The following is a 23,818-nucleotide window of genomic DNA, read 5'->3' as shown; positions in this document are numbered from 1 at the left end:
GCGTGTGCGGGTCGCTGCCGGGTGGCGGCGGCTCTGCCGCCGCCCGCCGGCCCGATCCGGAAGGCAGGCCTCACAGGATCGCGACCGGTGCCACCGGTGTGCCTGTGCCGCCGACGAAAGGTTCCGGCATCGCGGAGAGCAGGAACGCGTACCGCCGCTCTTGTGCACAGGCTGTGGACAGGGATTCCAGATTCCAGTTCTGCCCCTGGAGCATTCCCATCTCGACGAGGTCAAGGGCGTGCACGGGAAGCCACAGGTCCTCGATCTCCGGCGGGAAGATCTCGAAGGTGAGAGTGTCGTTGGCGACGGCCGCCACGTCATGGGCGTGGAACCACTCCGGCGTACGGACCGAAAGGCCTGGTGACGGGAAGGCGTACCCGTGCCGGTCCCCGGCCAGGTACAGCCGCATCTGACCCGTCCGTACGAGCACGATGTCGCCGGAGCGGACCGTCACTCCGCCGAACTCCGCCGCCTCGTCCAGGTCCTCGGGGGTGACCGGGTGGTTGCCCGGCAGCCGGTCCAGGCCCTTCGCGGCGGCCACGTCGAGCAGCACCCCACGGCTCACGAGGTGCCGGGCGGTGTGGATGCCGCTGAACTCGGAGCGGCCGTGCGGGGTGATGGAGGCGGCGGGCCGGCCGTTGTAGATGCGGCCCGAGTGCGAGACATGGGTCAGGGCGTCCCAGTGGGTGCCGGCCTGGAGGCCCAGGGTCACGGCGTCGTCGCTGGTGGCGACCGTGCCGGGGCCGAAGAGCTCCTGGTTGATCTGGACCATGACGTGGAGCGGATTGACCCGGCCGGGGATCATGCCGGTCTGCACGCCGTCCTGCCTGAGGTCGACGGCGAGCGGGACGCGGCGGCCGGTGCGGACGGTGGCGACGGCCTCCCGTACCACCTCGTCCGTGACGAGGTTGAGGGTGCCGATCTCGTCGTCCTGGCCCCAGCGTCCCCAGTTGTTGACGCGTTTGGCCATCTCGTGGAATGCGGCGGGCAGAGACATCGGGGGCCTCCGGGGTCTTGTTTTCCGGTATCTGACGGACCGTAGAATCCTGACGACGAACGAATCTAACGGGCCGTCAGAAAATGCGGGAAGGGGCCGGGCGTGGGGAACTTCTTGACTGGCAAGGTCGTCGCCGTCACGGGCGCGGGACGGGGTATCGGCCGCGCCGTCGCCCTCGCGTGCGCGGCGGAGGGCGCGAACGTCGTCGTCAACGACTACGGGGTGTCGATCGAGGGCGGGGAACCCACCTCCGAGATCGCCCTCTCCGTCGTGAAGGAGATCGAGGCGGCGGGCGGCACGGCCGTCGCCGTCGCCGACGACATCTCGACGATGGCGGGCGGACAGCGGGTCGTCGACACCGCCCTCGCGGAGTACGGGCGGATCGACGGCGTCGTGTGCGTCGCCGGCATCCTGCGCGAACGGATGCTCTTCAACATGACCGAGGAGGAGTGGGACCCGGTCGTCGCCACCCACCTCAAGGGCACGTTCACCGTCTTCCGGGCGGCCTCGGCCGTCATGCGGCGCCAGGGGACCGGCACCCTGATCGGCTTCACGAGCGGCAACCACCAGGGGTCCGTGGCCCAGGCCAACTACTCCGCCGCGAAGGGCGGGATCATCTCGCTCGTACGGTCGGCGGCGCTCGGCCTCCACAAGTACGGGGTCACGGCGAACGCGGTGGCGCCGGTGGCGCGGACGCGGATGTCGGCGAACGTCCCCATGGAGCTCAAGGAGATCGGGGAACCGGAGGACGTGGCGGCGCTCGTCGTCTACCTGCTCTCCGAACGGGCCCGGGAGGAGCGGATCACCGGCCAGGTCTACACGATCGCGGGCCCCAAGATCGCGGTCTGGGCCCAGCCGAGGGAGCTGCGGGCGGGGTACGCGGAGGGCGGCGGGTGGACCCCCGAGCGCATCGCGGACTTCCTGCCGGGGACGGTGGGGGTGGACCCGATGCCGATGCTGGCACGCCTTGAGGAGATGGCCCGGGCGGCGGCGGAGGGCTCACGGCCCAACGCGGTCGGGGAGGGCTCTCGCTCCGGCGCGGTCGCGGAGGGCTCCAGCTCCGTTGCGGACGCGCCGACGGGCAGCAAGGGGAGCGGCTCATGAGGGGAGTGGTGTTCGACGGGAAGCAGGTCCAGGTCGTCGACGACCTGGAGGTACGGGACCCCGGCCCCGGCGAGGTCCTCGTGGGGATAGCCGCCGCCGGTCTCTGCCACAGCGACCTGTCCGTCATCGACGGAACCATCCCCTTCCCCCCGCCCGTCGTCCTCGGGCACGAGGGCGCCGGAGTCGTCGAGGCGGTCGGGCCAGGGGTCACGCACGTCGTCCCGGGCGATCACGTGGCCCTGTCGACCCTCGCCAACTGCGGTGCCTGCGCCGACTGCGACCGGGGCCGGCCCACCATGTGCCGGAAGGCGATCGGGATGCCGGGGCGGCCGTTCTCGCGCGGCGGGCGGCCGCTGTACCAGTTCGCGTCGAACTCGTCGTTCGCCGAGCGGACGGTCGTCAAGGCGGTCCAGGCGGTGAAGATCCCCCAGGACATCCCGCTGACCTCGGCGGCGCTGATGGGCTGCGGCGTCCTCACCGGAGTCGGGGCCGTACTCAACCGGGCGAAGGTCGGCCGGGGCGAGACGGTCGTCGTCATCGGCACGGGCGGCATCGGCCTCAACGTCCTCCAGGGCGCGAGGGTCGCGGGCGCGCTGACGATCGTCGCCGTGGACACGAACCCGGCGAAGGAGGCGGTGGCCCGGCAGTTCGGAGCGAGCCACTTCCTGACCTCCACCGACGGCGTACGGGACATCCTGCGCACCGGCGCCGACCACGTCTTCGAGTGCGTCGGCCACACCGGCCTCGTCCGTACCGCCATCGACCTCCTCGACCGGCACGGCCAGGCGATCCTCCTCGGCATGACCGCCCCGAAGGCGGAGGCGAGCTTCCTCCCCGCGGCGATGTTCCTGGACAAGTCGATCCTGGGCTGCCGCTACGGCTCCTCCCGCCCCCAGCGGGACATCCCCCTCTACGCCGAGCTGTACCGCTCGGGGCATCTGCTCCTCGACGAACTGGTCACCACCACCTACCCGGTGGAGGAGTTCGCGCGGGCGGTGGAGGACGCGGAGGCGGGCAAGGTGGCCCGGGGGGTGCTCACTTTCTGACCGGCCGGGTCCGGCATCCGAGGTCCCGGCGGGACCGCTTCCGGGCCGCGCGGCGGCGCTGCTTTTGGGCCGCGTGGCGGGGTCGCTCCCGGGCTGCGTGGCGGGACCGCTCCCGGGCCGCCCGGCGGCGCCTCTCCCGGCCGGCCGGGTCCCTCGAAACAGGCTGGGCACAGGGGCGTACGGCCGTTACGGTCCTGATCATGTCCTACCGTGAGCTCGCCACCCGGCCCGTCCTCGCCTGGTGCGCCGTCACCGCCGCCGGGCGGCTGCCCGTCGCCATGGCGCCGCTCGCGCTCGTCTTCCTTGTGCGCGAGCGGCCCGGCGGGTACTCCCTCGGGGCCGTGCTCGCCGCCGCGTACGTCATCGGGGAGATCGTCGCCGCACCCGTCCTCGGCCTCCGCATGAACGCCGAACGGGCCCGGCCGCAGCTCGCCGCCGGGCTCGCCGTCGGTGCCGTCGGGTTCGCCGGGCTCGGGGTCGCGTCCGACGCGCACCCCGTCGCCCTCTCCGCCCTCGCGGTGCTCGCGGGCGCCGGTCCCGCGGCCGTGGCGGGCGGGCTGCGCGCGCTGCTCACGAGCATGGTTCCCGAGCGGGCCGTCACGCAGGCGATGAGCATGGAGTCGATGCTGACCTTCGGCGTCTGGGCGGCCGCCCCCGCGCTCGCCACCGGCCTCGCGCTCGGCGCCGGCCCCGCCGTACCGCTGCTCCTCATGGCCGTCCTGACGGGGCTCGCCGTGGCCGGGATGTGGCTGCTGCCGGCCGGCTGGGCGGCCGAGCCGCCGGAGAAGGGGGTCTCCGCGCGGCGGGCGCTGCTGCGGGCCTGGCCCGTGTACGTCCTCGGGGCCGCCGGGCTCTCGCTGCTCGCGCTCGCCGAGCTGCTTTTGCCCGCCCTGCTCGAACAGCGCGGGATCGCCATCGGCTGGGCCGGTGTGCTGCTCGCCGGGTTCTCGATCGGCTCGGCGGCCGGCGCGTTCGTCTACGGCCTGCGGGGGCACTGGCCGGGCCCGCTGCTCGTGCAGTCCGTCGTCCTGGTGCTCGCCGTGACCGCGGGAGTCGCCCTCGTCGCCCTCCTGCCCTGGACCGCCGCCATCGGCGTCGTCCTGGTCGCCGCCGGGCTCCTCCAGGCCCCCGCCGCGCTCACCCGCAACCTCGCCCTGCGCCGGCTCCTCCCGCCGTCCGCGCTCGCCGCCGGGTACTCGGTCATGTACGCGGCCGTCGGCGCCGGTTACGCGGCGAGCGGCGCCCTCGCAGGAGGCCTGCTGAAGGTCGCGGCCCCGTCGACCGCGATCCTCTGCGGCGTCGCCCTGACCGTGCTGCTCACGGCGGTCGGCGCGGTGGGCGAGCGGCGGCTGACCCTCCGGGCCGGGGACGCTCAGGAGGAGGTCGCGCCCGTGGAGGAGCGGAAGGTGCGCCGGTAGGACGTCGGGGTCACCCCGATCGCGCTCATCAGGTGGGTGCGCAGCGACTGGGCCGTGCCGAAGCCCGCGTCCCGGGCGATGCGGTCGACGGGCAGGCCGGTGGACTCCAGGAGGTGCCGGGCGCGTTCGACGCGCTGCTGGGTGAGCCACTGGCCGGGGCTGATGCCGACCTCGTCACGGAAGCGGCGGGTGAACGTCCGTACGCTCATCGACTCCTTGCCGGCCAGGTCCCGCAGCTGGATCGGCTCGTGGAGGTGGGCGAGCGCCCACGCGCGCGCGGTGGTCGTGGTGTGGGTGCCGGCCTCCGGCAGCGGCCGCTCGATGTACTGGGCCTGGCCGCCGTCCCGGTGCGGCGGCACGACTGTCCTGCGGGCGACGTCGTTGGCGACCGCCGTGCCGTGGTCACGGCGCACGATGTGCAGGCACAGATCGATCCCGGCGGCCACGCCCGCCGAGGTGAGGACGTCGCCGTCGTCGACGAACAGGACGTCCGCGTCGACCCGTACGCGCGGGAAGAGACGCTGGAAGTGCTCGGCCGAGGACCAGTGGGTGGTGGCCGGGCGCCCGTCGAGGAAGCCGGCGGCGGCGAGCACGTACCCGCCGGTGCAGATGGAGACGAGCCGGGTGCCGGGCCGGATGTGGGCGAGGGCGGCGGCCAGCTCGTCGGTGAGCCTGCCCTCGTCGTAGACGGGGCCCAGTTCGTACGAGGCGGGCACGACGACCGTGTCGGCGGTGGCGAGCGCCTCCGGGCCGTGCTCGACGTGGACGGAGAAGTCGGCGTCGGTCGGGACGGGCCCGGCGACCGGGGCGCAGGTGACGATCTCGTAGAGCAGCCGGCCCTCGGGGTCCCGGGCGCGGCCGAAGATGCGGTGCGGGATGCCCAGTTCGAAGGGGAGGAGGCCGGGCAGCGCGAGGACGGCGACGCGGTGCGGGGGCGGTTCGGACGGCGACGGCACGGGCGGTGCTCCCTCCGGAGGTCGGTCGAAAAATCAGTGGTGGTCCAGACCACTCGGGTGATAGGTCAGCTGTCCGTGACGGACAACACGTACAAGTCTGAGGCCCCCGAGCGGATTCCCGCGCCGGCGGAGCCGCCCGCCGAGTCACCCGCCGGGCCGCCCGTCGAGCCGCCCGCACTGTGGAACCGTAACTTCCGGCTCTTCTTCGTCGCCCGGGGCGTCGCCGTCTTCGGCGAGGGCATGGTCCCGGTCGCCTTCGCCGCCGGCCTCCTCGGCGCCGGCCACCCCGGCTCCACCGTCGGCTACGCGCTCGGCGGCTGGACGGCCGCCTTCGCGCTCTTCGTCCTCTTCGGCGGCGTCCTCGCCGACCGCTTCACCGCCCGCCGCATGATGATCCTCGCCGACCTGCTGCGCCTGCCGGGAGCCGCCGTCCTCGCCGTCTCCTTCACGCTCGGCAGCCCGCCGCTGTGGGCGGTGTACGCCCTCTCCGTCGCCGCCGGCATGGGCGCCGCCCTCTTCCAGCCGGGCGTCGCCTCCACCATCCCGCGCATCGCCCCCGACGTGCAGCGCGCCAACGCCGTCCTGCGCGTCGTCGAAGCCCTCATGACCATGGCGGGCCCGGCCGCGGCCGGCCTGCTCGTCGCCCTGTGGGACGCGGGCGCCGCCTTCGCCGTCAACGGCGTGACGTTCGCGGTCAGCGCCCTCTGCCTCGCCCTCATGCGCATCCCGCCCCTCCCCTCCGACTCCCGGCGCCGCGACTCCCTCGGCGCCGAACTCGTCGGCGGCTGGCGTGAGTTCAGGTCACGGAGCTGGCTCTGGGGAGTCATCTCCATCTGGACGGTGTACGGGCTGACCGTCGCGGGCCCCATGGTGCCCCTCACCGCGAGCCTGGTCACCGGGGATCACGGCTCGGCCGCGTACGGCGTGCTCATGGCCGTCAACGGCGCCGGCAGCGCCGTCGGCGGCCTGCTCGCGCTCCGGCTGCGCCCGCGCACGCCCCTCGCGGCGGGCGCGGTCGCGCTCCTCGGCCTCCCCGTGAACCTCGCCCTGCTCGGCCTGGGCGCGCCGGTGGCCCTGCTCGGCGCCGGGCAGTTCATCGGCGGCGCGGCCTTCGCGTTCTGGCTGGTGATGTGGTCGACCGCGGTGCAGACCCATGTACCGCAGGAGGCCCTGAACCGGATGCACGCGTACGACGTGGCCGGCTCGCTCCTCATGATGGGCGTCGGCCGGACCCTGTCGGGGCCGGTGGCGGCGACGGTCGGCACGGAGGCGGTGCTGCTCACGGGGGCGGGCATCGCGGTGCTCGTGGTGGGGGCGCTGCTCGCGGTACGCCCGATCAGGACGCTGCCGAGGATGTGAGCTGCTCGCGGTGCGCCCGATCAGGACGCTGCCGAGGGCGTAAGGGGGCGGGTGTCCCGATCCTTTGCAAACCTGTCATTCGGGCCAATGGCGGGGCGGTGGTGGAGACGGGAGCCTCGGTGGCATGGCCCAGACAACCGAGAGCCCCGCAGGTCGCGCCCCCGACCGCCCTCCCCTCCGCACCCCCCGCTTCCACCGCGCCTGGTTCGTCGCTGCGGTCACCTTCGTCACGATCATCGGCGCGGCCGCCTTCGCCTCCCTGCCGGGCCTGCTGATCGAGCCGCTGCACGAGGATTTCGGCTGGTCGCGGGGCACCATCGGCTTCGCCGTCTCGGTGAACCTGGCCCTCTACGGCCTGACCGCCCCCTTCGCCGCCGCCCTCATGGACCTCTTCGGCATCCGCCGGGTCGTCGCCGTCGCCCTGACGGTCATCTCCCTCGGCTCGGTCCTCACGGTGTGGATGACGGCGGCCTGGCAGCTGGTCCTCTACTGGGGCGTGCTCGTCGGCCTCGGCAGCGGCTCCATGGCCCTCGCGTTCGCCGCGACCGTCACCAACCGCTGGTTCGTCGCCCGCCGGGGCTTGGTCACCGGCATCCTCACCGCCGCAGGCGCCTCCGGGCAGCTGGTCTTCCTCCCCCTCCTCGCCTGGCTGGTCGAGCACCACGGCTGGGAGCCGGCCGCCGTCACCGTCTCCCTCGCCGCCCTCGCGGTCGTCCCCTTCGTGTGGCTGCTGCTCCGCGACCACCCGGCGGACGTCGGGCTCGCCCCGTACGGCGGGGAGTACGCCGACAAGCCCGCCCCCGTCACGGGCGCGGCCCGCCGCGCGGTCACCGTCCTCCTCAAGGCGGCCCGCACCGGCCCGTTCTGGCTCCTCGCGGGCACCTTCGCGATCTGCGGCGCGTCCACGAACGGCCTCGTCAAGACGCACTTCGTGCCCGCCGCCCACGACCACGGGATGCCGGTGACGGCGGCGGCCGGACTGCTCGCCGTGATCGGCGTCTTCGACGTCGTCGGCACGATCGCCTCGGGCTGGTTCACCGACCGCTTCGAGGCGCGCCGGCTGCTCGCGGTCTACTACGCGCTCCGAGGGATCTCCCTCCTCTTCCTCCCGATGCTGCTGGCCCCCTCGGTCCACCCCCCGATGCTGTTCTTCATCGTCTTCTACGGCCTGGACTGGGTGGCCACCGTCCCGCCCACGATCGCCCTGTGCCGCGAGCACTACGGCGAGGACTCGGCGATCGTCTTCGGCTGGGTCCTCGCGTCCCACCAGGTCGGCGCGGCGGCCGTCGCCTTCGCGGGCGGCGTGGCCCGCGACGTCTTCGGCACGTACGACGTCGTGTGGTACGCCTCGGGCGCGCTGTGCGCGGCGGCGGCGCTGATGGCACTGGTGATCAGGCGGCCCCGGACGGAGGGCCTGCCGTCGGCTGGAGCGTGAGGGCGCGCCGGGTTCAGCCGGCCTTGTCCAGCGGCTCGAACCCGACGTGAAGGCGCATGCCGAGCGCGACGGCGAGGCGTTCGAGGAGCGGCAGGGTGGGCATGGTGCCGCCCGCCTCGAACCGGGCGACGGCCGGTTGCTGGAGCCCCGCCGCACGGGCGAGCTGCGTCTGTGTCATGCCGAGCTCCTCCCGGCGCTCCCGCACCGCCCGACCCAGCTCGAACCGGACCCGAGTCGCCTCGCAGGAGGCCCGTGCCTCGGGATGCACCAGGGCCTGCTCACGCAGCCCGTCCCAGTCCGTACGGTCGCTCATCGAGTCACCCCTCGTCGACGGTGTGTTCCTGCGTGACGCACGCCGCCCACGCGCGCACAGCCCGGTCCAGTTCGGCGGCCTCGTGCTGCCGGGTCTTGCGGAAGACGGTCAGCAGGATGATTCTCCGGCCGGGAGCGATCTTGTACTCCACCTCCGGCTCAAGTTCGACATGGCCCATGGCATAACAGGGACGTTATGGCGAGCGTACTCCGTGTGCGCGTCGTTCGCCGGGGAGTACCCGAAAGGGTGAGGGCGCGGGCTACCCCCTGAACCGCCCGAACCGCCCCCGGTGGAACAGCAGCGGGTCGCCCTCGTCGGCCGCGCCCAGGGACTCCACCCGGCCCACCACGATCAGGTGGTCGCCGCCCGTGTGGACGGTGGTGATCGTGCAGTCGATCCAGGCGGGGGCGTCCGGCAGGCGGGGGGAGCCGGTGGCCGGGGCCGGGGTCCACTCCACGCCCGCGAACTTGTCCGCGCCGCTCACCGCGAACGACCGGCACAGTTCGCCCTGGTCGGCGCCGAGGACGTTGACGCAGAAAGTCCCGGCCGCCGCGATCCGGGGCCAGGTCGTCGACGTGCGGGCGACCATGAAGGCGACAAGCGGCGGGTCGAGGGAGAGCGAGGCGAAGGACTGGCAGGCGAAGCCCGCCGGGCCTTCGGCGTCGAGGGCCGTCACGATCGTGACCCCGCTCGGGAAGTGGCCGAGGACGCGGCGGAACTCGGCCGGGTCGACGGGCGGCCGCTCGTCCTCCCGTACCGCGCGCAGTACCGGCCGGGGCAGTGGTTCCACGGCCGTCGGCGAACCGGCCGCTCTCAGGTGTCGGACGGCGGTGGCCGCCATCCCCGCGTGTCCCATCACGTCGTCCATTGAAGCTGACGGGCCGTCAGATGGGAAGCCCCGGGTCGGCCGGGGAATCGCCGTCCGGGGGAGCGGGTCAACGCCCCTCGTACCGCGCCTCCCGTCGCTCCACGAAGCTCGCCACCCCCTCCCGCGCGTCCCTCGTCGCCATGTTGAGCTCCTGCGCCGCCGCCTCCGCGGCGAAGGCGGTGGAACGGTCGACGTCCAGGGACGCGTTCACCAGCTGCTTCGTGAGGGCGAGGGCCCGCGTCGGGCCCTGGGCCAGGCGTTCCGCCCATTCCCGGGCCGTCTTCGCCAGGTCCTCCGCCGGGACGACCCGGTTCACCAGGCCCAGCTCCTTCGCCTCCGCCGCCCCCACCGCGTCACCGAAGAACAGCAGCTCCTTCGCCCGCTGCGGCCCGATCAGCCTCGGCAGCAGATACGCCCCGCCCCCGTCGGCGACCAGCCCCCGCCGGACGAACACCTCGATGAACCGGGCCGACTCCGCCGCGAGCACCAGGTCGCACGCGAAGGCGAGGTGTGCGCCGATGCCCGCCGCCGTTCCGTTCACCGCCGCGATCACCGGTTTCTCGCAGTCCAGTACGGCTCCGACGAAGCGCTGCGCCCCGCGCCGGATCGTGCGCGTCACGTCCCCGGGGACGGTCTCCGAGACGGCCGGCGCGCCCCGCAGGTCGGCCCCCGCGCAGAAGCCCCGGCCCGTCGCCGTCACCACCACCGCCCGGACGTCGGGGTCCGCGGACGCCTCGGCGAGCAGGGCGATGATCCGTTCCCGCTGGTCCCAGGTGACGGCGTTCATCGCCTCGGGGCGGTTGAGCGTGATCCACGAGACGCCGTTCTCGATGCCGTGGAGTACGTCGGACATGGCTCTCCTATCGGCAGACCGCCAGCGCGTCCAGGGCCACCGCGCCCTGCCCGCGCGGCAGCACCATCAGCGGGTTGATGTCCAGTTCGGCGAGGTCGCCGTCGAGTTCGAGGGCCATCCGCTGCACCCGCAGGACGACCTCCACCAGCGCGTCGACATCGGCCGGCGGGGCACCCCGTACCCCGTCGAGGAGGGCCCGGCCCCGCAGCTCGGCGAGCATCGAACGGGCCTCCCGCTCACCGAAGGGCGGGACGCGTACGGCCGTGTCGTTCAGGACCTCGACCAGGACCCCGCCGAGCCCGACCGTCACCGTCGGGCCGAACAGCTCGTCGCGGGTCACGCCCACCACCATCTCGACCCCACGCCCCACCATCTGGCAGACCAGGATGCCGTCGAGTTCGACCGACTCGTAGCGGGCGATGTCGGTGAGCTCGCGGTACGCGTCCCGCACCTGGCTCGCCGACGTGAGACCGACCTTCACCAGGCCGAGCTCCGTCTTGTGGGCGAGCTGCGCGCCCGAGGCCTTCATCACCACCGGGTAGCCGACAAGACCGGCGGCCCGCACGGCCGCCGCCGCGCTCGTGACGAGCTGCTCGCGCGGCACCCGGATCCCGTACGCCCGCAGGAGCTGCTTCGCCGCGTGCTCGCTGAGCCGCCGGCCGGGCCGCATGAGCGCCCGCGCCTTGCGGAGGGACGGGGAGGGCGTGCGGGGTGCCTCGTCGAAGGGGGAGCGATAGCCGGTGGTGAAGCGGTGGTGGTCGAGGTAGGCCTTCACGGCCCCGATGCAGTTGGAGAACGTACGGAAGGTGGCGAGGCGCGAGGAGCCGAGGAGGGTCGTGCGGTACGCCTCCTCCGTGCCGACCGGGGAACCCCAGACCACGCACACCAGCTTGTCCGTCTCCTCGGCCGCGTCGACCAGGTCCTGGGCGAGCCTGTCGCTCATCGGAGGGAAGGGGCCGGTGATGGGACAGATGAGGACGCCGACGGACGGGTCGGCGAGGATCGCGTCGATGATCTTCCGGCCGCGCCAGTCGCCGACCGGGTGCCCGCCGTTGTCGACGGGGTTGGCGACGTTCAGGTACTCCGGAATCCACTGGTGGAGTTCGTCCTGCTTGGTCACCGGGAGGGTGGGCAGCCGGAGGCCCGCCGCCGTGGCCAGGTCGGCGAAGTGGGCGCCCGTGCCGCCGGAGATCGAGTAGACGACGACGCCCTCGGCGACCGGCTTGCGGGCGCGGGCGAGGAGCGTCGCGGTGTCCTGGAGCTGGTCGAGCCCGTCGACGCGGATCACCCCGAACTGGCGCATGGCCGCGTCGACGACCTGGTCGGCGCCGGTGAGCTTGCCGGTGTGGGAGGCGGCGGTACGGGCCCCGGTCTCGGTGCGTCCGACCTTCACGGCGACGACGGGGACGCCGTTGCGGGCCGCGCGGTCGGCGGCGAGGAGGAAGGAGCGGCCGTCCTTGAGCCCTTCGACGTAACAGGCGATGGCGCCGACCTCGGGCCGTCCGGCGAAGTAGGAGAGGAAGTCGGCGGTCTCCAGGTCGGCCTCGTTGCCCGTGGGCGCCCAGTGGGAGAGGCGGACACCGAGCTCCTGGAGGGTGAAGACGGGCCGCCCCTGGTGGCCGGACTGGGTGATGAGCGCGACGGCGGGTCCTTCGAGGTCCTCGCGGAAGCGCTCGAAGGCGTTGAGGTTGGTGTTGGGGCCGAGGAGCCGGAGTCCGGAGCGGCGTACGGCGGCGGCGAGACGTTCCTGCGCGGCGGCGCCCGCCTCACCCGTCTCGGCGAACCCGGAGGCGAACGCGACGGCGAACCTCACCTTGGTGGCGGCGAGTTCCTCGATGACGGGGAGCGGGTCGGCGACGAGGAGGACGGCGAGGTCGACGGGCTCGGTGAGCGCGCCGACGGAGGGCACGCAGTCGATCCCGAACACGCTGGTACGGGTGGGGTGGACGGGCACGATCCGGGCGCCGACCCGCTCGGCCCAGGCGAGCAGCTGCCGGGTGATCCCGGTGTTGGGCCGCCCCTCGGTGTCGGAGGCGCCGACGACGGCGACGGACTCGGGCCGGAAGAACCGGTCCAGGTCGGGCACGGGCGCGTACAGCGGGCGTCCGCTGACGTCCTGGTCGCCGGCGACGGCGAGGACGCCGTGCACGGCGGTCCCCGGCGACTCCCCGCAGGCGACCACGCGGGCGCGGAGGTCGGTGGTGAAGGTGCCGTGAGTCGATCCAAGCATGGGGGAGCCCGCCCTTCACCCGTCCGTATACACCTGACGCTCAGTCAGATTAGCGAACTGACGCTCAGTCAGGAATGGGTGTGCGGGGACCGGCCCGCGGATGTGCGAAGCGGACCGGGCCCGCGGACGTCCGTGGACCGACCGCGGATGTGCGCAGCGGACCGGCCCGCGGACCTCCGTGGACCGGCCCCCGGACGCCCGCGGACCGGTCCGCGAAGAAGGGCCCGCCGGACGGCCGGAGGGCCCCTCGTGGGTCACGGACCGCCGCACACCGGGCGGTGCCGCTCCCCGCTCACGACCCCGTGTCAGCCGTTGTCGTAACGGTTCACGAAGTTCACGCGCGCGAAGGTCCATGAGTCCGGCGACGCGTTCGTCCAGCCGATGACCGCGGTGGTCGCGAGCGTGCCGCCCGCGAGGGCCGGCCAGGTGAACATCCGTTCGCCGCCGTCGGCGTAGCCGTACATCGCGCCGAGGTCGTCGCGGCCGTCACCGTTGTAGTCGCCGACCACGATCTTCATGTTCGCGCGGTGCAGGTCGCCGGCCTTGACGTTCAGGGCCACCTGCAGCGTGCCCACCGTGCCGTCCCGGTTGCCCTTCAGGACCTGGAAGCCGTCGTGGCCGTCGACGTAGTCGTACCAGAAGCCCGCGTCGTCGCGGCCGTCACCGTCGAAGTCGCCCGTGTGGATGTCGGTGCGGTCGAGCGCGCCCCAGGTCTCGGAGCCCCAGACCTGCCGGCCGGAGCCGAAGGCACCCGCCGGGGTGGCCGTCCACATCCACAGCTTCACGGCCGTGTCGCCGTACTTGTAGAGGGCCGCGACGTCGTCGCGTCCGTCGCCGTTGAAGTCGCCGGTGGCGTACTTCGCGTTCGCCGCGGTCCAGGAACCGGCCGGGGCGGTCCAGCCGACGACGGGCGCGGCGAAGGTGCCGTTGGCGGCGGACCGGAACGTGAACATCGAGTCGTGGCCGTCGGCGTAGTCGTACCAGGCCATGAGGTCGTCGCGGCCGTCGCCGTCGAAGTCGCCGCTGTGCAGCCGGACCCGGGAGAAGGTCCAGTGCCCGGGCGCGACCGACCAGGAGGAGACCGGGGTCGCGAACGTGCCGTTCGCCTGGCCGAGGAACGTCCACAGCTTCACGGAGCCGTCCGCGTAGCCGTAGAAGACGGCGACGTCACCGCGTCCGTCGCCGTTGAAGTCGCCGGACGCCTTCTTCATGTTGTCGTGGTGCCAGTTGCCGGCGGGCGTCGAGAAGGCGGAACGGGGGGTGCCGAGGGCGCCGGTGGCGCTGCCGCCGAAGACGTGCATGCCGTCGTGGCCGTCGGCGTAGTCGTACCAGTTGACCATGTCGGCCCTGCCGCTGCCGTCGACGTCGCCCCGCACGGCCGAGCCGTTCGTCCACTGGGACTGGCCCTGGGCGTCGTACACGACGAGGTTGCCGCGCTCCTGGAGCACGACCTGGCCACCGGCGGCCGTGGTGCCGGACTGCCACAGGGTGGCGGTGCCGGCGGCGTCGCGCACGACGAGGTTGCCGTCGGCGCCGAACAGGGCGGTGGCGCCCGCGTTGCCGGCCGTGTTCGACGACCAGAGCACGTGGCCGGCCTTGGCCGTGACGACGAGGTTGCCGTCGGCGCGCATGGTGAGCGTGGCGGCGGCGGAGGCCAGCGTGTCGCCGGAGGCCAGGCGCTGCCCGGCGGCGAGCCGGAAGCCGGTCACCAGGCCGTCGGTCCGTTCGGCCACGGCTCCGTTGCGGGTCTCCGTCACGCCGAAGCAGCCGCCCTGCCAGGAGCGGCTGCTGACGCCGACCAGCTCGACCGCGCCGTTTCGCTCGCGCAGGACGGGGCCGCCGCTGTCGCCCTGGCAGATCGCGTCGTCGGCGGAGCTGCCGGCGATGCCGAGCGTGGTGGCGTCGACCGTGTTCACGCCGAAGGAGGCCACGTGCAGCCGGTCCGGCACCCACTGGGTCTTCGTCCGGCCGAAGCCGGCGACCTTGAGGGTGTCACCGGCCGCCGCGGGCCCCGAGGCCAGGGCCACCGGCTGGATCCCGGTCGCGGGGGTCGCGAGCCGGGCCAGGACGAGGTCGCGCCCGGCACGCGGCACGAGCTCGGTGATCTCCGTGACGTGCCCGCCGGTGGTCGCGGTCAGATCGGCGCGGCCGATGGTCGCCACGGTCCGCAGAGCGGGTGCGCCGGCCGCGACCTCGCCACCCTGTAACGGGCTCGCGGCGAAGCAGCTGGCGGCGGTGACGATCCACTGCGGGTCGACGAGCGCGCCGGAGCAGCCGCGCAGCTGGTCGCCGCTGCCTATCTGGAGCTGCGCGGTGAAGGCGTACGAAGTGTCCGTGACCGCGGTGCCGGAGACGGCCTGCGCGGGGGCGCCCGTCAGGACGAGGGGTGCGGCGATCAGAGCGGCCGACAGTGCGGCGAGACCCGCGGGTCTGGTGTGTCGCATCAGTGAGTTCCTTGGTGGCAGGTACGGCGAAGGGGCGTGACCGGGGACTACTTGGAGGTCCTGATCTCCACGAGCATGTGGGGACGGCCCTCGGGGTCCGCGGTCTCGCCCACCGGCTTCCAGGAGTTCGCGGGGATGTCGTACGTCTTCTCCTCGGTGCCGACGGTCATGTCGAGCTCCGTCGCGTACGCGTTGCTCTTCACGCCGTACACCGTGGGGATCTCCAGCGTCAGCCAGCCGCTGTTGCCGGTGGCGCGGAAGCAGACGCGGGACTTCTCGCGGGACCAGACCTCGAGGAGGCCCGTCCCCGAGGCGCAGTCGGCGAGCAGGATGTGACCGTCACCGCGCTTGAGGGTGATGCCCTGCTCCGCGAGGATCTTGTCCGCCTGCGGATAGTCGTAGCTCTCGACGGCGAAGCCGGGGGCCTCGTCGGCGACGGCCTCCGCGGTGGTGGCGTGTGCCGGGGCGGGGCTGCCCGCGGGGGCGGCCGTCACCGCGATCCAGGCCAGGGCGCCGGCGGCCGCCGAGGCGCCCAGGATGCGCCCCGCGAGGCGCCCCGCTCTGGACGCCGTGGTGGTGCGTGCCTTCATCTCAGTCCTCGTGGTCGGTTCCGCCCGAATGGCCGGAACATGCTCGAAAAGGGCGGTAAGGCTGCGGTACGGCACGCCGGAAAACCTTTCCGTCCGACCGGACGAATAAGGGTGCTGAATCAGCCACCGGCACCTCCGAATTTCAGCGGGAGCCACCCCTGGGAGGGGGTGGCGTCATGAAGATCACGCCCGCAGCCCCAGGTATGTAAGACCGCCCGTCGCATGCTTGTCCATATGGCAAACCATCAGAAACGGTGCAGATCAACGAGTTTGAGTATGACCTGCGTCACCCCGCGAAAGGGATGCCCTGGACTCGGTGAAGAATTGATGGAGCTATCCGGAATGCAGGAATTCGCCTCTGGGAAAGCAGGTGGACGGCCCGAGGTGGCCAGGTATCGTGCCCGGCTGTACCGACGGAATTGACACCGTCGTATCCCGATCGGGAAGGATGCTTACTTTGTCAGCGTCATTGTGGAGCAGGCGCCGGATACTCACGACCGTCGCCGCGGCGACCGCCGCCCCCGCCCTGCCGTCCATCCTCACCCTGACCGCCACGCCCGCCCACGCGACCGGCACCGTCGACGGCACCCCCGACACCGGTCTGCCCGACAGCGAGCGGGGCCGGGCCGTCTGGGCGTACAAGATCGGAGGCCGGGCGGTGCGCGAGGCAGCCGCCGCGGCACTCGTCGGCTCCCCGGCCGCCGTCTCCGCCTTCCTCGCCACCCAACTCCCCGCGGCACGCGCGGAGGACAACCGCTTCGCCGTCCTCACCAGCCTCCCGTACGCGGGCACCTCCGCCCGCGGGTCGGCCGAGGCCGCGTTAACCGCGGGAGACGCCGCCGTCGCCGCGTTCCTCCGCGACGGCTACTCACAGGCCGTCGAGACGGACCTCAGGGCGTCGGTCTTCACCATCATGAACAACGGCGGCACCGCCGTGCGGCGCGACGCCGGTGCGGCACTGGACCAGGGCACCGCGGCGGCCCTGCGCACCTTCCTGGTGGAGACCCAGCACACGGCCCGGCAGGAGGACGAGCGGGTCGAGACCCTCGCCATCCTCAACACCGCATCCCCGGAGGTGAAGAAGTACGCCGAACGCGCCCTCAACGACGGATCGCCCGAGGCGATCCGCCAGTTCCTCGCCTCCGGTCAGTACATCGCCCGCGCCCGCGACGAGGAATCGGCCACGATCGGCCAGCTGGTCGCCATCGTGGAACGCGAGGGCGAACGAGCGAGACTCAAGACCGAACAGGCCGTCGCCGCCTCCGACCGCGCCAAGGAAGCCGCCGAGAAGGCCAAGGCCGCCGCCCTGCTGGCCGCCGAGAACGCGCGGAAGGCCCAGCAGGACGTGGCCAAGTCGGCCGCCGCGGCCAACGACGCCGCCAGCGCCGCACGGGGAGCCGCCGACGCCGCCTCCACCGCCATCGCCGCCTCCCGCACCGCCCAGTCCGCCTCCCACCGGGCGGCGCTCGCCGCCCAGGCCGCCGCCGCTGCCGCCGCCTCGGCCGGAAACGCCGCCTCCCGCGCCTACAACGCCGCCATCGCCGCCTCCAAGGACGCCACCAAGGCCGCGGCCGCCCGCAGCGCAGCCCAGGGCGCCCGGGACGCCGCCGCCCGCGCGACCACCGCCGCGAACGCCGCCGACCAGGCCGCCATCGCCTCCCAGCAGGCCGCCGGCGCCGGCTCCGCGGCGGCGAGCGCCGCCCAGAACGCCGCCGCCGCGGCGAACGCGGCGGCCGACGCCGCCGCCAGCGCCGGCGCCGCCAAGACCCAGGCCGCCAAGGCCCGCCAGGCCGCCGCCGAGGCCAACGCCGCCGCCGCCCGCGCCACCCGCGCCGCGTCCACCGCCCAGATCCTCGCCGGCCGGGCCGCGGCCGCCGCCCGGGTCGCCCGCGACGCCGCTCGCAGCGCCGCGTCCCACGCGCTCAAGGCCGCCGCCGCGGCCGAGGACGCCGCCGACAACGCGGGCAAGGCCATCGAGTACGCCAAGCGGTCCACCGAGTACGCCGCCGCCGCCGTCGAGGCCGCCACCACCGCGGCCAACGCCGTCAAGGAGGCCCAGGCCGTCGAGAAGGCCGCCCGCGAGGCCGAGACCGCCCGCATCACGGAGGACACCGAACTCGGCGTCCTGGAGGCCCGGCTCAAGGCGCAGGCCGAGATCGACGACGTCGCCCGGGCCGAACGGGAACGCACGGAGGCGGACAAGACCGCCACCGAGATCAAGGACCTCATCGCCGCCGCCGAGACCGCACTGCGCGCCGGAGACACCGCCAACGCCCTCACCGCCGGCCGGAAGGCCGCCGTCCGGCTCCTCGACGCGACCGGCACCTGGACCCGCGAGGCCGCCGAGTACGCCATCGCCGGCACCGACCAGGACATCCTCAACTGGATCGACGCCGACCGGCTCCTCGCCCAGCGCACCGACGACCGGGAAACCGTCCTCGCCATCGCCAAGGCGGCCAAGTCCGCCGTCGCCGATGCCGCCAGGGCCGCACTCGCCAGTGCCGACCCCGACGCCGCCCGCGCCTTCCTCGACCACGGGGTCATCGAGGCGGCCGCCACGGACAACCGCGTGAACGTCTTCAGGATCCTGGGAGAGAACCCCGGCACGGCCGTCCGCACCAAGGCCGAGGCCGCCCTGAACGACGGCCGGGCCATCGCCCTGCACCGCTTCCTCAGCGTCGAACTGCCGGCGGCGGTCAAGGAGGACGACGCGGTCGAGGTGTTCCGGCTCCTCGGCGCCGGCGGCCCCTACATGAAGTCGGCGGCGCAGATCGTCCTGGAGGGCTCCGCCCGCATGCGGCGGGCCTTCATCAGCCACGACCAGCACGACATCGCCCGCCTCGACCACGACCACGCCACCCACGTCTCCGCCATCCGCGCCGCCATCGCCCACGCCGCGAAGGTGGCCGCCAAGGCCCTGGAGGACGCGGCCCTGGCGTCCAAGGCCGCCGCCGAGGCCCGCCAGGCCGCCCAGGAGGCGGCCGACTGGGCGACCAAGGCGCAGGGCTACGCCGACGACGCCGCGAACTCGGCCCTGCAGGCGAAGGCGAACGCCGACGCCGCCGACAAGTCGGCCGCCGACGCCGCCGGTTCGGCCGCGCGGGCGAAGGCAGCGGCGTCCGTCGCGCGAGGCGCGGCCCGCTCGGCGAACTACTCCATGCGGCAGGCGGCGGCCTCGGCCGCCCAGGCGGTCTCCTCGGCCACCAGCGCCCAGGCCTCGGCCTCCCGCGCCCAGGCCTCCGCCACCCAGGCCGGCCAGGACGCGAAGGCCGCCGCCGACGCGGCCAGCCAGGCGCGCTCCATCGCGGTCGCCAAGCGGGAGGCCGAACTCGCGGCCGCCGCGAAGGCCGCGGCCGAGGCGGCCAGGCAGCACGAGCAGTCCGGGACGAGCCCCGTCGCACCGGACGACGACGCCGACACCAAGTTCTGGGGCCTGTGGCCCGAGGACATGTCGGACCCGAAGGACTGGGCCGCCGTCACCGGCCACTGGAGCACCATCGCCGGCACGGCCGCGGTCGTCCTCGGCATCGGTGCGCTGTTCTTCCCGCCGCTCGGCGTGGCCGCCGCGGTCGCCGGCGTGGTGTCCTGGGGCCTCCAGGGGGTGAGCGCGATCCTCAGCGGTGTCGGATACGGCTGGGACAGCAGCCAGTTCAAGTCGGCGCTCGGCATCTTCGTGATCGGCGGCCTGTTCCTCGGCAAGGGCGCGCTGTTCAAGAAGTTCGGCGTGGCCGAGGAGATCGGCGCCAAGGTGTCGACCATCGCGAGCGACGTGACGACCACGGTGATCGGCTGGCTGACCTGGTAGAGGCGCCGCGCCGCACGCCGCCGTCCCCGGCCGGGGCGGGAACCTCCCGAGGATCCCGCCCCTGTCGGCCCGGGGCGGGAGCTGCCGAGGCCCCCGCCCCTGCCGGGCCGGGGCGGGAGCCTCCCCGCCCCCTACGCCCCGCGCCGTGCGATCCGCCGCGCGATCTTCTCCGCGTCGCGCGCCAGCTCCCGGAGCATCCCGCTGATCGGGTTCGTGAACCCGGTGAAGTACAGGCCGGGCGCCTCGCTCGGGCACCGCGCCCCGCTCACCACCGGCATCCCGCGCCCGTCGAGAACGCCCAGGTGGCCGAGGAGCGGTTCCAGGGCGCGCCGGTAGCCGGTCGCCGCGATCACCGCGTCCGGGGCGATCCTGCTGCCGTCCGCGAGGACCACCTCGCCGCCCTCGAAGGCCTCGACGGCGGCGACGATCTCGACCTTCCCGGCCCGTACGGCGTCGATCAGGCCCACGTCCTGGACGGGGACGGCGCCCTCGCGCTGGCGGGTGGCGAGGCCCTTCTCCGGCCGGGGCAGTCCGTACGCCGAGAGATCCGGCGTCGCGAACCGGGCGAGCAGGGCGCCGAGGCGGTCGACGAAGGCCACGGGCAGCCGCCGTATCAGGATGGCGGAGCGCTGCGCGGGCCAGCCGGCCGTCGTGCGGCGCACGATGTGCGGGGCGGTGCGCACCGCGAGCCGTACCCGCCCCGCGCCGCCCTCGGCGAGGTCGGCGGCGATCTCGGCGCCGGTGTTGCCGATGCCGACGACGAGGACGTCCTTCCCGGCGTACGGCCCGGGGGCGCGGTAGGTCCTGGCGTGGCTGAGCTCGCCCGTGTACGCGTCGCGGCCGGGCCACTCGGGAAGGCGCGGGGTGTGGTTGTAGCCGGTGGCCACGACCACCGCGCGTCCGGTGAGGCGCCGCCCGCCGGTCGCGTGCAGGACCCAGTCCTCACCGGCCCGCTCGATACGGAACACCTCGACGCCCGTCACGATCTCGAGCTCGTGCTTCTCGGCGTACGTCTCCAGGTAGCGCACCACGTCCGCGCGGGCGACCCAGCGTCCGGAGGAGCGGGGTATCCGAAGCCCGGGGAGGGCGGAGAGCCGCCGTGTGGTGTGCAGCCGCAGCCGGTCGTAGTGGGCGCGCCAGGAGGCGCCGACGGCGTCGGATCTCTCCAGGACGACGGCCCGGACGCCTCGCGCGCGCAGGGCGGCGGCGACGGCGAGTCCGCCGGGTCCGCCGCCGATCACGTACACGGGGTGGACGGGCGGTTCATGGGGGGTGGTGACCATGAATGCTGAGCGTAATGACGTGTACACGTAGTGGGTCTCGACCAAGAGGGATTTCGGTTGCGAATCGGTCACGCGTGCCCACCCCTTGCGCCGGCGGCCGGGCCTGCGCTGAACTGACGTACCGTCAGATCCGGCTCGTCGAGGGGACAGGACACCCATGCAGACCGTCTGGCTCACCGGCGCCGAATGGCTCGCCGTCCTCCGCATCGGCCTCGGCCTGTGGTGGCTGGAGAGCTGGCGCCACAAGGACAGGAAGGGCTGGTTCGAGCGCGGCACGGGCATCGCCTGGGCCGCCGACGTCGCTGCCAAGCACCGGTGGCCCCAGGTCGGGAAGGGCTTCGACACGGTCGTCGCGCCCCGCCCCAGGCTCATGGCGTACGTCGTCGTCTACGCCGAACTCTGCGTCGGCCTCGGCCTGGTCACCGGCCTCCTCACCCCCGTCGCCCTCGCCGGCGGCCTCCTCCTCAACCTCCTCTACCTCGTCCTGATGATCCACGACTGGGCCGAGCAGGGGCAGAACGCGATGATGGCGCTGATCTCGCTCGTCGCCCTCCTCGCGATGTCCTGGCAGACCTGGTCCCTCGACTCCGCGCTCGGACTCTTCCCGTGACGGCGACGGAACGCGACCGGACAGGCCCGATGACGGCCGCCGACCCCGACATCGACGCCTTCACCCGGCCCTACTGGGACGCCGCCGCCCAAGGCCGGATGCTCCTTCGCCGGTGCGCGGACTGCGGCCGCGCCCACCACTACCCGCGCGAGTTCTGCCCGCACTGCTGGAGCGAGGACGTCCGCTGGGAGCGGGCGAGCGGCCGGGCCACCCTCTACACCTGGTCGGTCGTCCACCGGAACGACCTCCCGCCCTTCGGCGAACGGGTGCCGTACGTCGCCGCCGTCGTCGGCCTCGCCGAGGGCCCGCGCATGATGACGCAGGTCGTCGGCGTGCCGGAGGAAGACCTCCGGATCGGGATGGACCTGGAGGTCGCCTTCCGGGCGGAGGGCGAGGTCACGGTCCCGGTCTTCGGGCGCCCGCGCTCAGAGGGCTGAGATGTTCCGCCAGAGGTGGGCGCGGTCGCTCGGGTCGCAGGTGTACGTCATCGCGAACGGCGGTCCGGTGAGCAGGCAGTAGCCGCTGTTCACGTTCTTGATGGTCCGCCCGGCGGACGTCGACGTGCCGATCTTCCAGGACTGGACGTCGGAGCCGTTGCAGGCGGCGACGGTGACGGTGGAGCTCGACGGCTGCAGGCACTTGCCGGAGATCTTGCTGATGAGGCGGAAAGTGCCGTTCGCCCCGGGGGAGTACGTCCAGGAGTAGGCGAGGTAGCCGCCGTTGGTGGGCTTCGAGCCGCACTCGTACGTGTCGACGAGGACGGCGTAGCCCGCGTCGTTCTCCGCCAGGCACTGGCCGTTCGAGGCGTTCTGCAGGGAGTACGTCCCCGAGGGCGCCGAGCCGCCGGAGGAGGGCGGCGGGGGTGCGGGCTGCTGGGTCGTCGGGTCCGGCCGGGGAGCGGGACGGGTCGTCGTACCGCCGCCGGAGGTGCTGGTGCTCGAACCGCCCCCGGACCCGCTTCCCGACCCACTGCCCGATCCGCTGCCGGACCCGCCCCCTCCACCGGGCACGGTGCCGGTACCGCCCACGCCGCCGCCACCGCCGGGCGGGGGCGGGACGGCCGGGGAGGTGCCCGGCGGCTTCGGGCCCGGCGGCTTGGACGACGGGGTCTTGGCGCCCGGCGTCTTCGCGGACGGCGAGCCGGGCCCGGTCGACGAGGGGACGTTCGCGGGCTGCGAGGCCACGCCGGACGGGGGCGCGGAGGAGGTCCCCGGGTTGGCGCCGAGGCGGCCGATCTCGTACGGGCCGAGGGCGACGGTCAGGGTGGTGCCCGTCGCCACGACGACGGGCACGGCCAGCATGACGAACCGGTTGCGCCGCCCCTCGCGCTTGCCGGGCGCGGCCTGTCCGGTGACGGCCAGGGGATCCGGCGAGGCGGTCGCGGGCTCACGCCCGCCCTGCGGGGTGAGCGAGGCCGTCGCCACGTCCTTGGCCGGCTCGGCCTCCTCCAGCTCGGCGAGCTGCTCGGCCGTGGGCGCCCCGGCGGCGAACGCCGCCCGCTCGCCGATCCGCTCACTGACGGCCGCCGGCCACACGACCCCCGCGGCCTGCTCCTCGGTGAGCCCGACGAGCTCCTCGGCGGTGGGCCGGTCCGCCGGGTCCTTGGCGAAACACCTCTGTACGAGCGCCGCCAGCTCGGGCTCGGACTCCGTGAGCCGGCCGAAGTCGGGCTCGCCGTGGACGACCCGGTAGAGCAGGTCGGGCCCGGAGCCGTCACCGAAGGGCGGACGGCCGTTCGCCGCGTAGAGGAGGAGGCTGCCGAGCGCGAAGACGTCGGCGGCGCCGGTCAGCCGGCGGTCGGCGACGGCCTGCTCGGGCGCCATGTAGGCGGGGGTGCCGATGACCATGCCGGTCCTGGTGAGGCGGCTCTGGTCGGCGGCGCGGGCGACGCCGAAGTCGATGAGCGAGAGGCCGGAGGAGGTGAGCATGACGTTGGAGGGCTTGAGGTCACGGTGCACCATGTCGGCGCCGTGCACGACACGCAGCCCGGCCGCCGCCCCGTGGAGGAGCCGCCACAGGGCCTCGCCGGGCAGCGGGCCGCCGTTCAGCCGGATGGCCTCGCTGAGGGTGATGCCCGGTATGAACTCGGTGGCGAACCACGGCGGCTTCGCCGTGCGGTCGCTCGCGAGCAGCTTGGTGTTGGCCCCGGCGGGCAGCCGGGCGAGGTTGTCGAGCTCGTGCCCGAAGTGGCTCAGGAAGTCGGTGTCCTCGGCGAGCACGGGCAGTACCCGCTTCACCGCCGCGAACGTGCCCGGAACGGCGCCGAGATAGACCCGCCCCATCCCCCCGGACCCGAGGACGCCGAGCAGCCGGAACGCCCCGATCTGACGAGGATCCCCCGCTTCCAGCGGCATGGCCCCGCTGCCGCTCAAACTGTCCGGATGCGAATTGTTTTCCGATTCCCCCTGCATGGGCGACACAGTAGCCGAGCGGGCCGACGATCTGAATGTGGGTCAAGTGCGCGTCAGGCAGCTCCGGTTGCCGCCGGTAACTGCCGGGCGGGATCC

General features: G+C 73.6%; 19 protein-coding genes. 8 read left to right on the top strand and 11 right to left on the bottom strand.

Annotated features, from left to right (window positions below):
• Nucleotides 1-70: 70 nt before the first annotated feature.
• A complete protein-coding gene (locus ACFVYX_RS10960; protein ID WP_389680999.1) occupies nucleotides 71-997 on the bottom strand; it encodes a cyclase family protein in 927 nt (308 codons plus the stop codon).
• Nucleotides 998-1,099: 102 nt separating this feature from the next.
• Between ACFVYX_RS10960 and ACFVYX_RS10955 the strand changes: the two genes are divergently transcribed.
• The 3 genes from ACFVYX_RS10955 (at nucleotide 1,100) to ACFVYX_RS10945 (ending at nucleotide 4,565) form a co-directional block, all read left to right on the top strand.
• A complete protein-coding gene (locus ACFVYX_RS10955) occupies nucleotides 1,100-2,101 on the top strand; it encodes an SDR family oxidoreductase (protein ID WP_389680998.1) in 1,002 nt (333 codons plus the stop codon).
• On the top strand, nucleotides 2,098-3,147 hold the full coding sequence (locus ACFVYX_RS10950) for a Zn-dependent alcohol dehydrogenase (protein WP_389680997.1): 1,050 nt from the start codon (nucleotides 2,098-2,100) through the stop codon (nucleotides 3,145-3,147). Before ACFVYX_RS10955 ends, ACFVYX_RS10950 begins: the two co-directional genes overlap by 4 nt.
• A 200-nt stretch (nucleotides 3,148-3,347) precedes the next feature.
• Entirely contained in the window at nucleotides 3,348-4,565 is a 1,218-nt protein-coding gene (locus ACFVYX_RS10945; RefSeq protein ID WP_389680996.1) for an MFS transporter, read from the top strand.
• Here ACFVYX_RS10945 and ACFVYX_RS10940 read toward each other — a convergent pair.
• Nucleotides 4,520-5,521, bottom strand: a complete 1,002-nt coding sequence (locus tag ACFVYX_RS10940) for a GlxA family transcriptional regulator (RefSeq protein WP_389680995.1) — start codon at nucleotides 5,519-5,521, stop codon at nucleotides 4,520-4,522. The genes ACFVYX_RS10945 and ACFVYX_RS10940 overlap by 46 nt on opposite strands.
• A 69-nt stretch (nucleotides 5,522-5,590) precedes the next feature.
• Here ACFVYX_RS10940 and ACFVYX_RS10935 point away from each other — a divergent pair, with 69 nt between their 5' ends.
• Together ACFVYX_RS10935 and ACFVYX_RS10930 are read left to right on the top strand one after the other, a co-directional pair.
• Nucleotides 5,591-6,880 (top strand): MFS transporter, encoded by a 1,290-nt coding sequence (locus ACFVYX_RS10935; protein ID WP_389681126.1) that lies wholly within the window; start codon nucleotides 5,591-5,593, stop codon nucleotides 6,878-6,880.
• 124 nt (nucleotides 6,881-7,004) lie between these two features.
• The gene (locus tag ACFVYX_RS10930; RefSeq protein ID WP_389680994.1) at nucleotides 7,005-8,315 is read left to right on the top strand and encodes an MFS transporter; all 1,311 of its coding nucleotides are present in this window, start codon (nucleotides 7,005-7,007) and stop codon (nucleotides 8,313-8,315) included.
• A gap of 13 nt (nucleotides 8,316-8,328) precedes the next feature.
• On the opposite strand, the gene ACFVYX_RS10925 is transcribed toward ACFVYX_RS10930, so the two are convergent.
• From ACFVYX_RS10925 to ACFVYX_RS10895, 7 genes are all read right to left on the bottom strand, one after another.
• Entirely contained in the window at nucleotides 8,329-8,628 is a 300-nt protein-coding gene (locus ACFVYX_RS10925; RefSeq protein ID WP_389680993.1) for a helix-turn-helix transcriptional regulator, read from the bottom strand.
• A gap of 4 nt (nucleotides 8,629-8,632) precedes the next feature.
• The gene (locus tag ACFVYX_RS10920; RefSeq protein WP_389680992.1) at nucleotides 8,633-8,806 is read right to left on the bottom strand and encodes a DNA-binding protein; all 174 of its coding nucleotides are present in this window, start codon (nucleotides 8,804-8,806) and stop codon (nucleotides 8,633-8,635) included.
• 81 nt (nucleotides 8,807-8,887) lie between these two features.
• Nucleotides 8,888-9,469 (bottom strand): flavin reductase family protein, encoded by a 582-nt coding sequence (locus ACFVYX_RS10915; RefSeq protein WP_389681125.1) that lies wholly within the window; start codon nucleotides 9,467-9,469, stop codon nucleotides 8,888-8,890.
• A 94-nt stretch (nucleotides 9,470-9,563) separates the two neighbouring features.
• Nucleotides 9,564-10,349 carry an enoyl-CoA hydratase/isomerase family protein gene (locus ACFVYX_RS10910; RefSeq protein WP_389680991.1) on the bottom strand — a complete coding sequence of 262 codons (786 nt, stop codon included), beginning with the start codon at nucleotides 10,347-10,349 and terminating at the stop codon, nucleotides 9,564-9,566.
• A 7-nt stretch (nucleotides 10,350-10,356) separates the two neighbouring features.
• Nucleotides 10,357-12,579, bottom strand: a complete 2,223-nt coding sequence (locus ACFVYX_RS10905) for an acetate--CoA ligase family protein (protein ID WP_389680990.1) — start codon at nucleotides 12,577-12,579, stop codon at nucleotides 10,357-10,359.
• A gap of 305 nt (nucleotides 12,580-12,884) precedes the next feature.
• Nucleotides 12,885-15,023 (bottom strand): trypsin-like serine protease, encoded by a 2,139-nt coding sequence (locus ACFVYX_RS10900; RefSeq protein ID WP_389680989.1) that lies wholly within the window; start codon nucleotides 15,021-15,023, stop codon nucleotides 12,885-12,887.
• Between the two features lie 47 nt (nucleotides 15,024-15,070).
• Entirely contained in the window at nucleotides 15,071-15,613 is a 543-nt protein-coding gene (locus tag ACFVYX_RS10895) for a hypothetical protein (protein ID WP_389680988.1), read from the bottom strand.
• A gap of 448 nt (nucleotides 15,614-16,061) precedes the next feature.
• Between ACFVYX_RS10895 and ACFVYX_RS10890 the strand changes: the two genes are divergently transcribed.
• Nucleotides 16,062-19,418, top strand: a complete 3,357-nt coding sequence (locus ACFVYX_RS10890; protein ID WP_389680987.1) for an ALF repeat-containing protein — start codon at nucleotides 16,062-16,064, stop codon at nucleotides 19,416-19,418.
• Nucleotides 19,419-19,549: 131 nt separating this feature from the next.
• Here ACFVYX_RS10890 and ACFVYX_RS10885 read toward each other — a convergent pair whose 3' ends face one another.
• On the bottom strand, nucleotides 19,550-20,701 hold the full coding sequence (locus tag ACFVYX_RS10885; protein WP_389680986.1) for a flavin-containing monooxygenase: 1,152 nt from the start codon (nucleotides 20,699-20,701) through the stop codon (nucleotides 19,550-19,552).
• 157 nt (nucleotides 20,702-20,858) lie between these two features.
• Here ACFVYX_RS10885 and ACFVYX_RS10880 point away from each other — a divergent pair, with 157 nt between their 5' ends.
• Complete coding sequence (locus ACFVYX_RS10880) at nucleotides 20,859-21,311, top strand: DoxX family membrane protein (RefSeq protein ID WP_389680985.1); 453 nt, start codon at nucleotides 20,859-20,861, stop codon at nucleotides 21,309-21,311.
• Nucleotides 21,312-21,340: 29 nt separating this feature from the next.
• A complete protein-coding gene (locus tag ACFVYX_RS10875; protein WP_389681124.1) occupies nucleotides 21,341-21,748 on the top strand; it encodes a Zn-ribbon domain-containing OB-fold protein in 408 nt (135 codons plus the stop codon).
• Here ACFVYX_RS10875 and ACFVYX_RS10870 read toward each other — a convergent pair.
• Nucleotides 21,737-23,665: a protein kinase gene (locus tag ACFVYX_RS10870; RefSeq protein ID WP_389680984.1), complete on the bottom strand. Its 1,929-nt coding sequence runs from the start codon at nucleotides 23,663-23,665 to the stop codon at nucleotides 21,737-21,739. The two genes, ACFVYX_RS10875 and ACFVYX_RS10870, sit on opposite strands and share 12 nt — an antisense overlap.
• Nucleotides 23,666-23,818: the final 153 nt, after the last annotated feature.

Origin of the sequence: Streptomyces sp. NPDC058326, assembly GCF_042879855.1 — a bacterium.
Lineage (GTDB): Bacteria > Actinomycetota > Actinomycetes > Streptomycetales > Streptomycetaceae > Streptomyces.
The sequence above is the reverse complement of the archived record's forward strand: the minus strand, read 5'-3'. Positions and strand labels throughout refer to the sequence as shown.

Excerpts from the sequence above, each read along its gene's own strand:
- ACFVYX_RS10945 (WP_389680996.1), top strand. The coding sequence starts at position 3,348 with ATGTCCTACCGTGAGCTCGCCACCCGGCCCGTCCTCGCCTGGTGCGCC.
- ACFVYX_RS10950 (WP_389680997.1), top strand. The coding sequence starts at position 2,098 with ATGAGGGGAGTGGTGTTCGACGGGAAGCAGGTCCAGGTCGTCGACGAC.
- ACFVYX_RS10930 (WP_389680994.1), top strand. The coding sequence starts at position 7,005 with ATGGCCCAGACAACCGAGAGCCCCGCAGGTCGCGCCCCCGACCGCCCT.
- ACFVYX_RS10920 (WP_389680992.1), bottom strand. The coding sequence starts at position 8,806 with ATGGGCCATGTCGAACTTGAGCCGGAGGTGGAGTACAAGATCGCTCCC.
- ACFVYX_RS10960 (WP_389680999.1), bottom strand. The coding sequence starts at position 997 with ATGTCTCTGCCCGCCGCATTCCACGAGATGGCCAAACGCGTCAACAAC.
- ACFVYX_RS10880 (WP_389680985.1), top strand. The coding sequence starts at position 20,859 with ATGCAGACCGTCTGGCTCACCGGCGCCGAATGGCTCGCCGTCCTCCGC.
- ACFVYX_RS10870 (WP_389680984.1), bottom strand. The coding sequence starts at position 23,665 with ATGCCGCTGGAAGCGGGGGATCCTCGTCAGATCGGGGCGTTCCGGCTG.
- ACFVYX_RS10905 (WP_389680990.1), bottom strand. The coding sequence starts at position 12,579 with ATGCTTGGATCGACTCACGGCACCTTCACCACCGACCTCCGCGCCCGC.
- ACFVYX_RS10915 (WP_389681125.1), bottom strand. The coding sequence starts at position 9,469 with ATGGCGGCCACCGCCGTCCGACACCTGAGAGCGGCCGGTTCGCCGACG.
- ACFVYX_RS10890 (WP_389680987.1), top strand. The coding sequence starts at position 16,062 with ATGCTTACTTTGTCAGCGTCATTGTGGAGCAGGCGCCGGATACTCACG.
- ACFVYX_RS10910 (WP_389680991.1), bottom strand. The coding sequence starts at position 10,349 with ATGTCCGACGTACTCCACGGCATCGAGAACGGCGTCTCGTGGATCACG.
- ACFVYX_RS10895 (WP_389680988.1), bottom strand. The coding sequence starts at position 15,613 with ATGAAGGCACGCACCACCACGGCGTCCAGAGCGGGGCGCCTCGCGGGG.
- ACFVYX_RS10875 (WP_389681124.1), top strand. The coding sequence starts at position 21,341 with ATGACGGCCGCCGACCCCGACATCGACGCCTTCACCCGGCCCTACTGG.
- ACFVYX_RS10885 (WP_389680986.1), bottom strand. The coding sequence starts at position 20,701 with ATGGTCACCACCCCCCATGAACCGCCCGTCCACCCCGTGTACGTGATC.
- ACFVYX_RS10925 (WP_389680993.1), bottom strand. The coding sequence starts at position 8,628 with ATGAGCGACCGTACGGACTGGGACGGGCTGCGTGAGCAGGCCCTGGTG.
- ACFVYX_RS10900 (WP_389680989.1), bottom strand. The coding sequence starts at position 15,023 with ATGCGACACACCAGACCCGCGGGTCTCGCCGCACTGTCGGCCGCTCTG.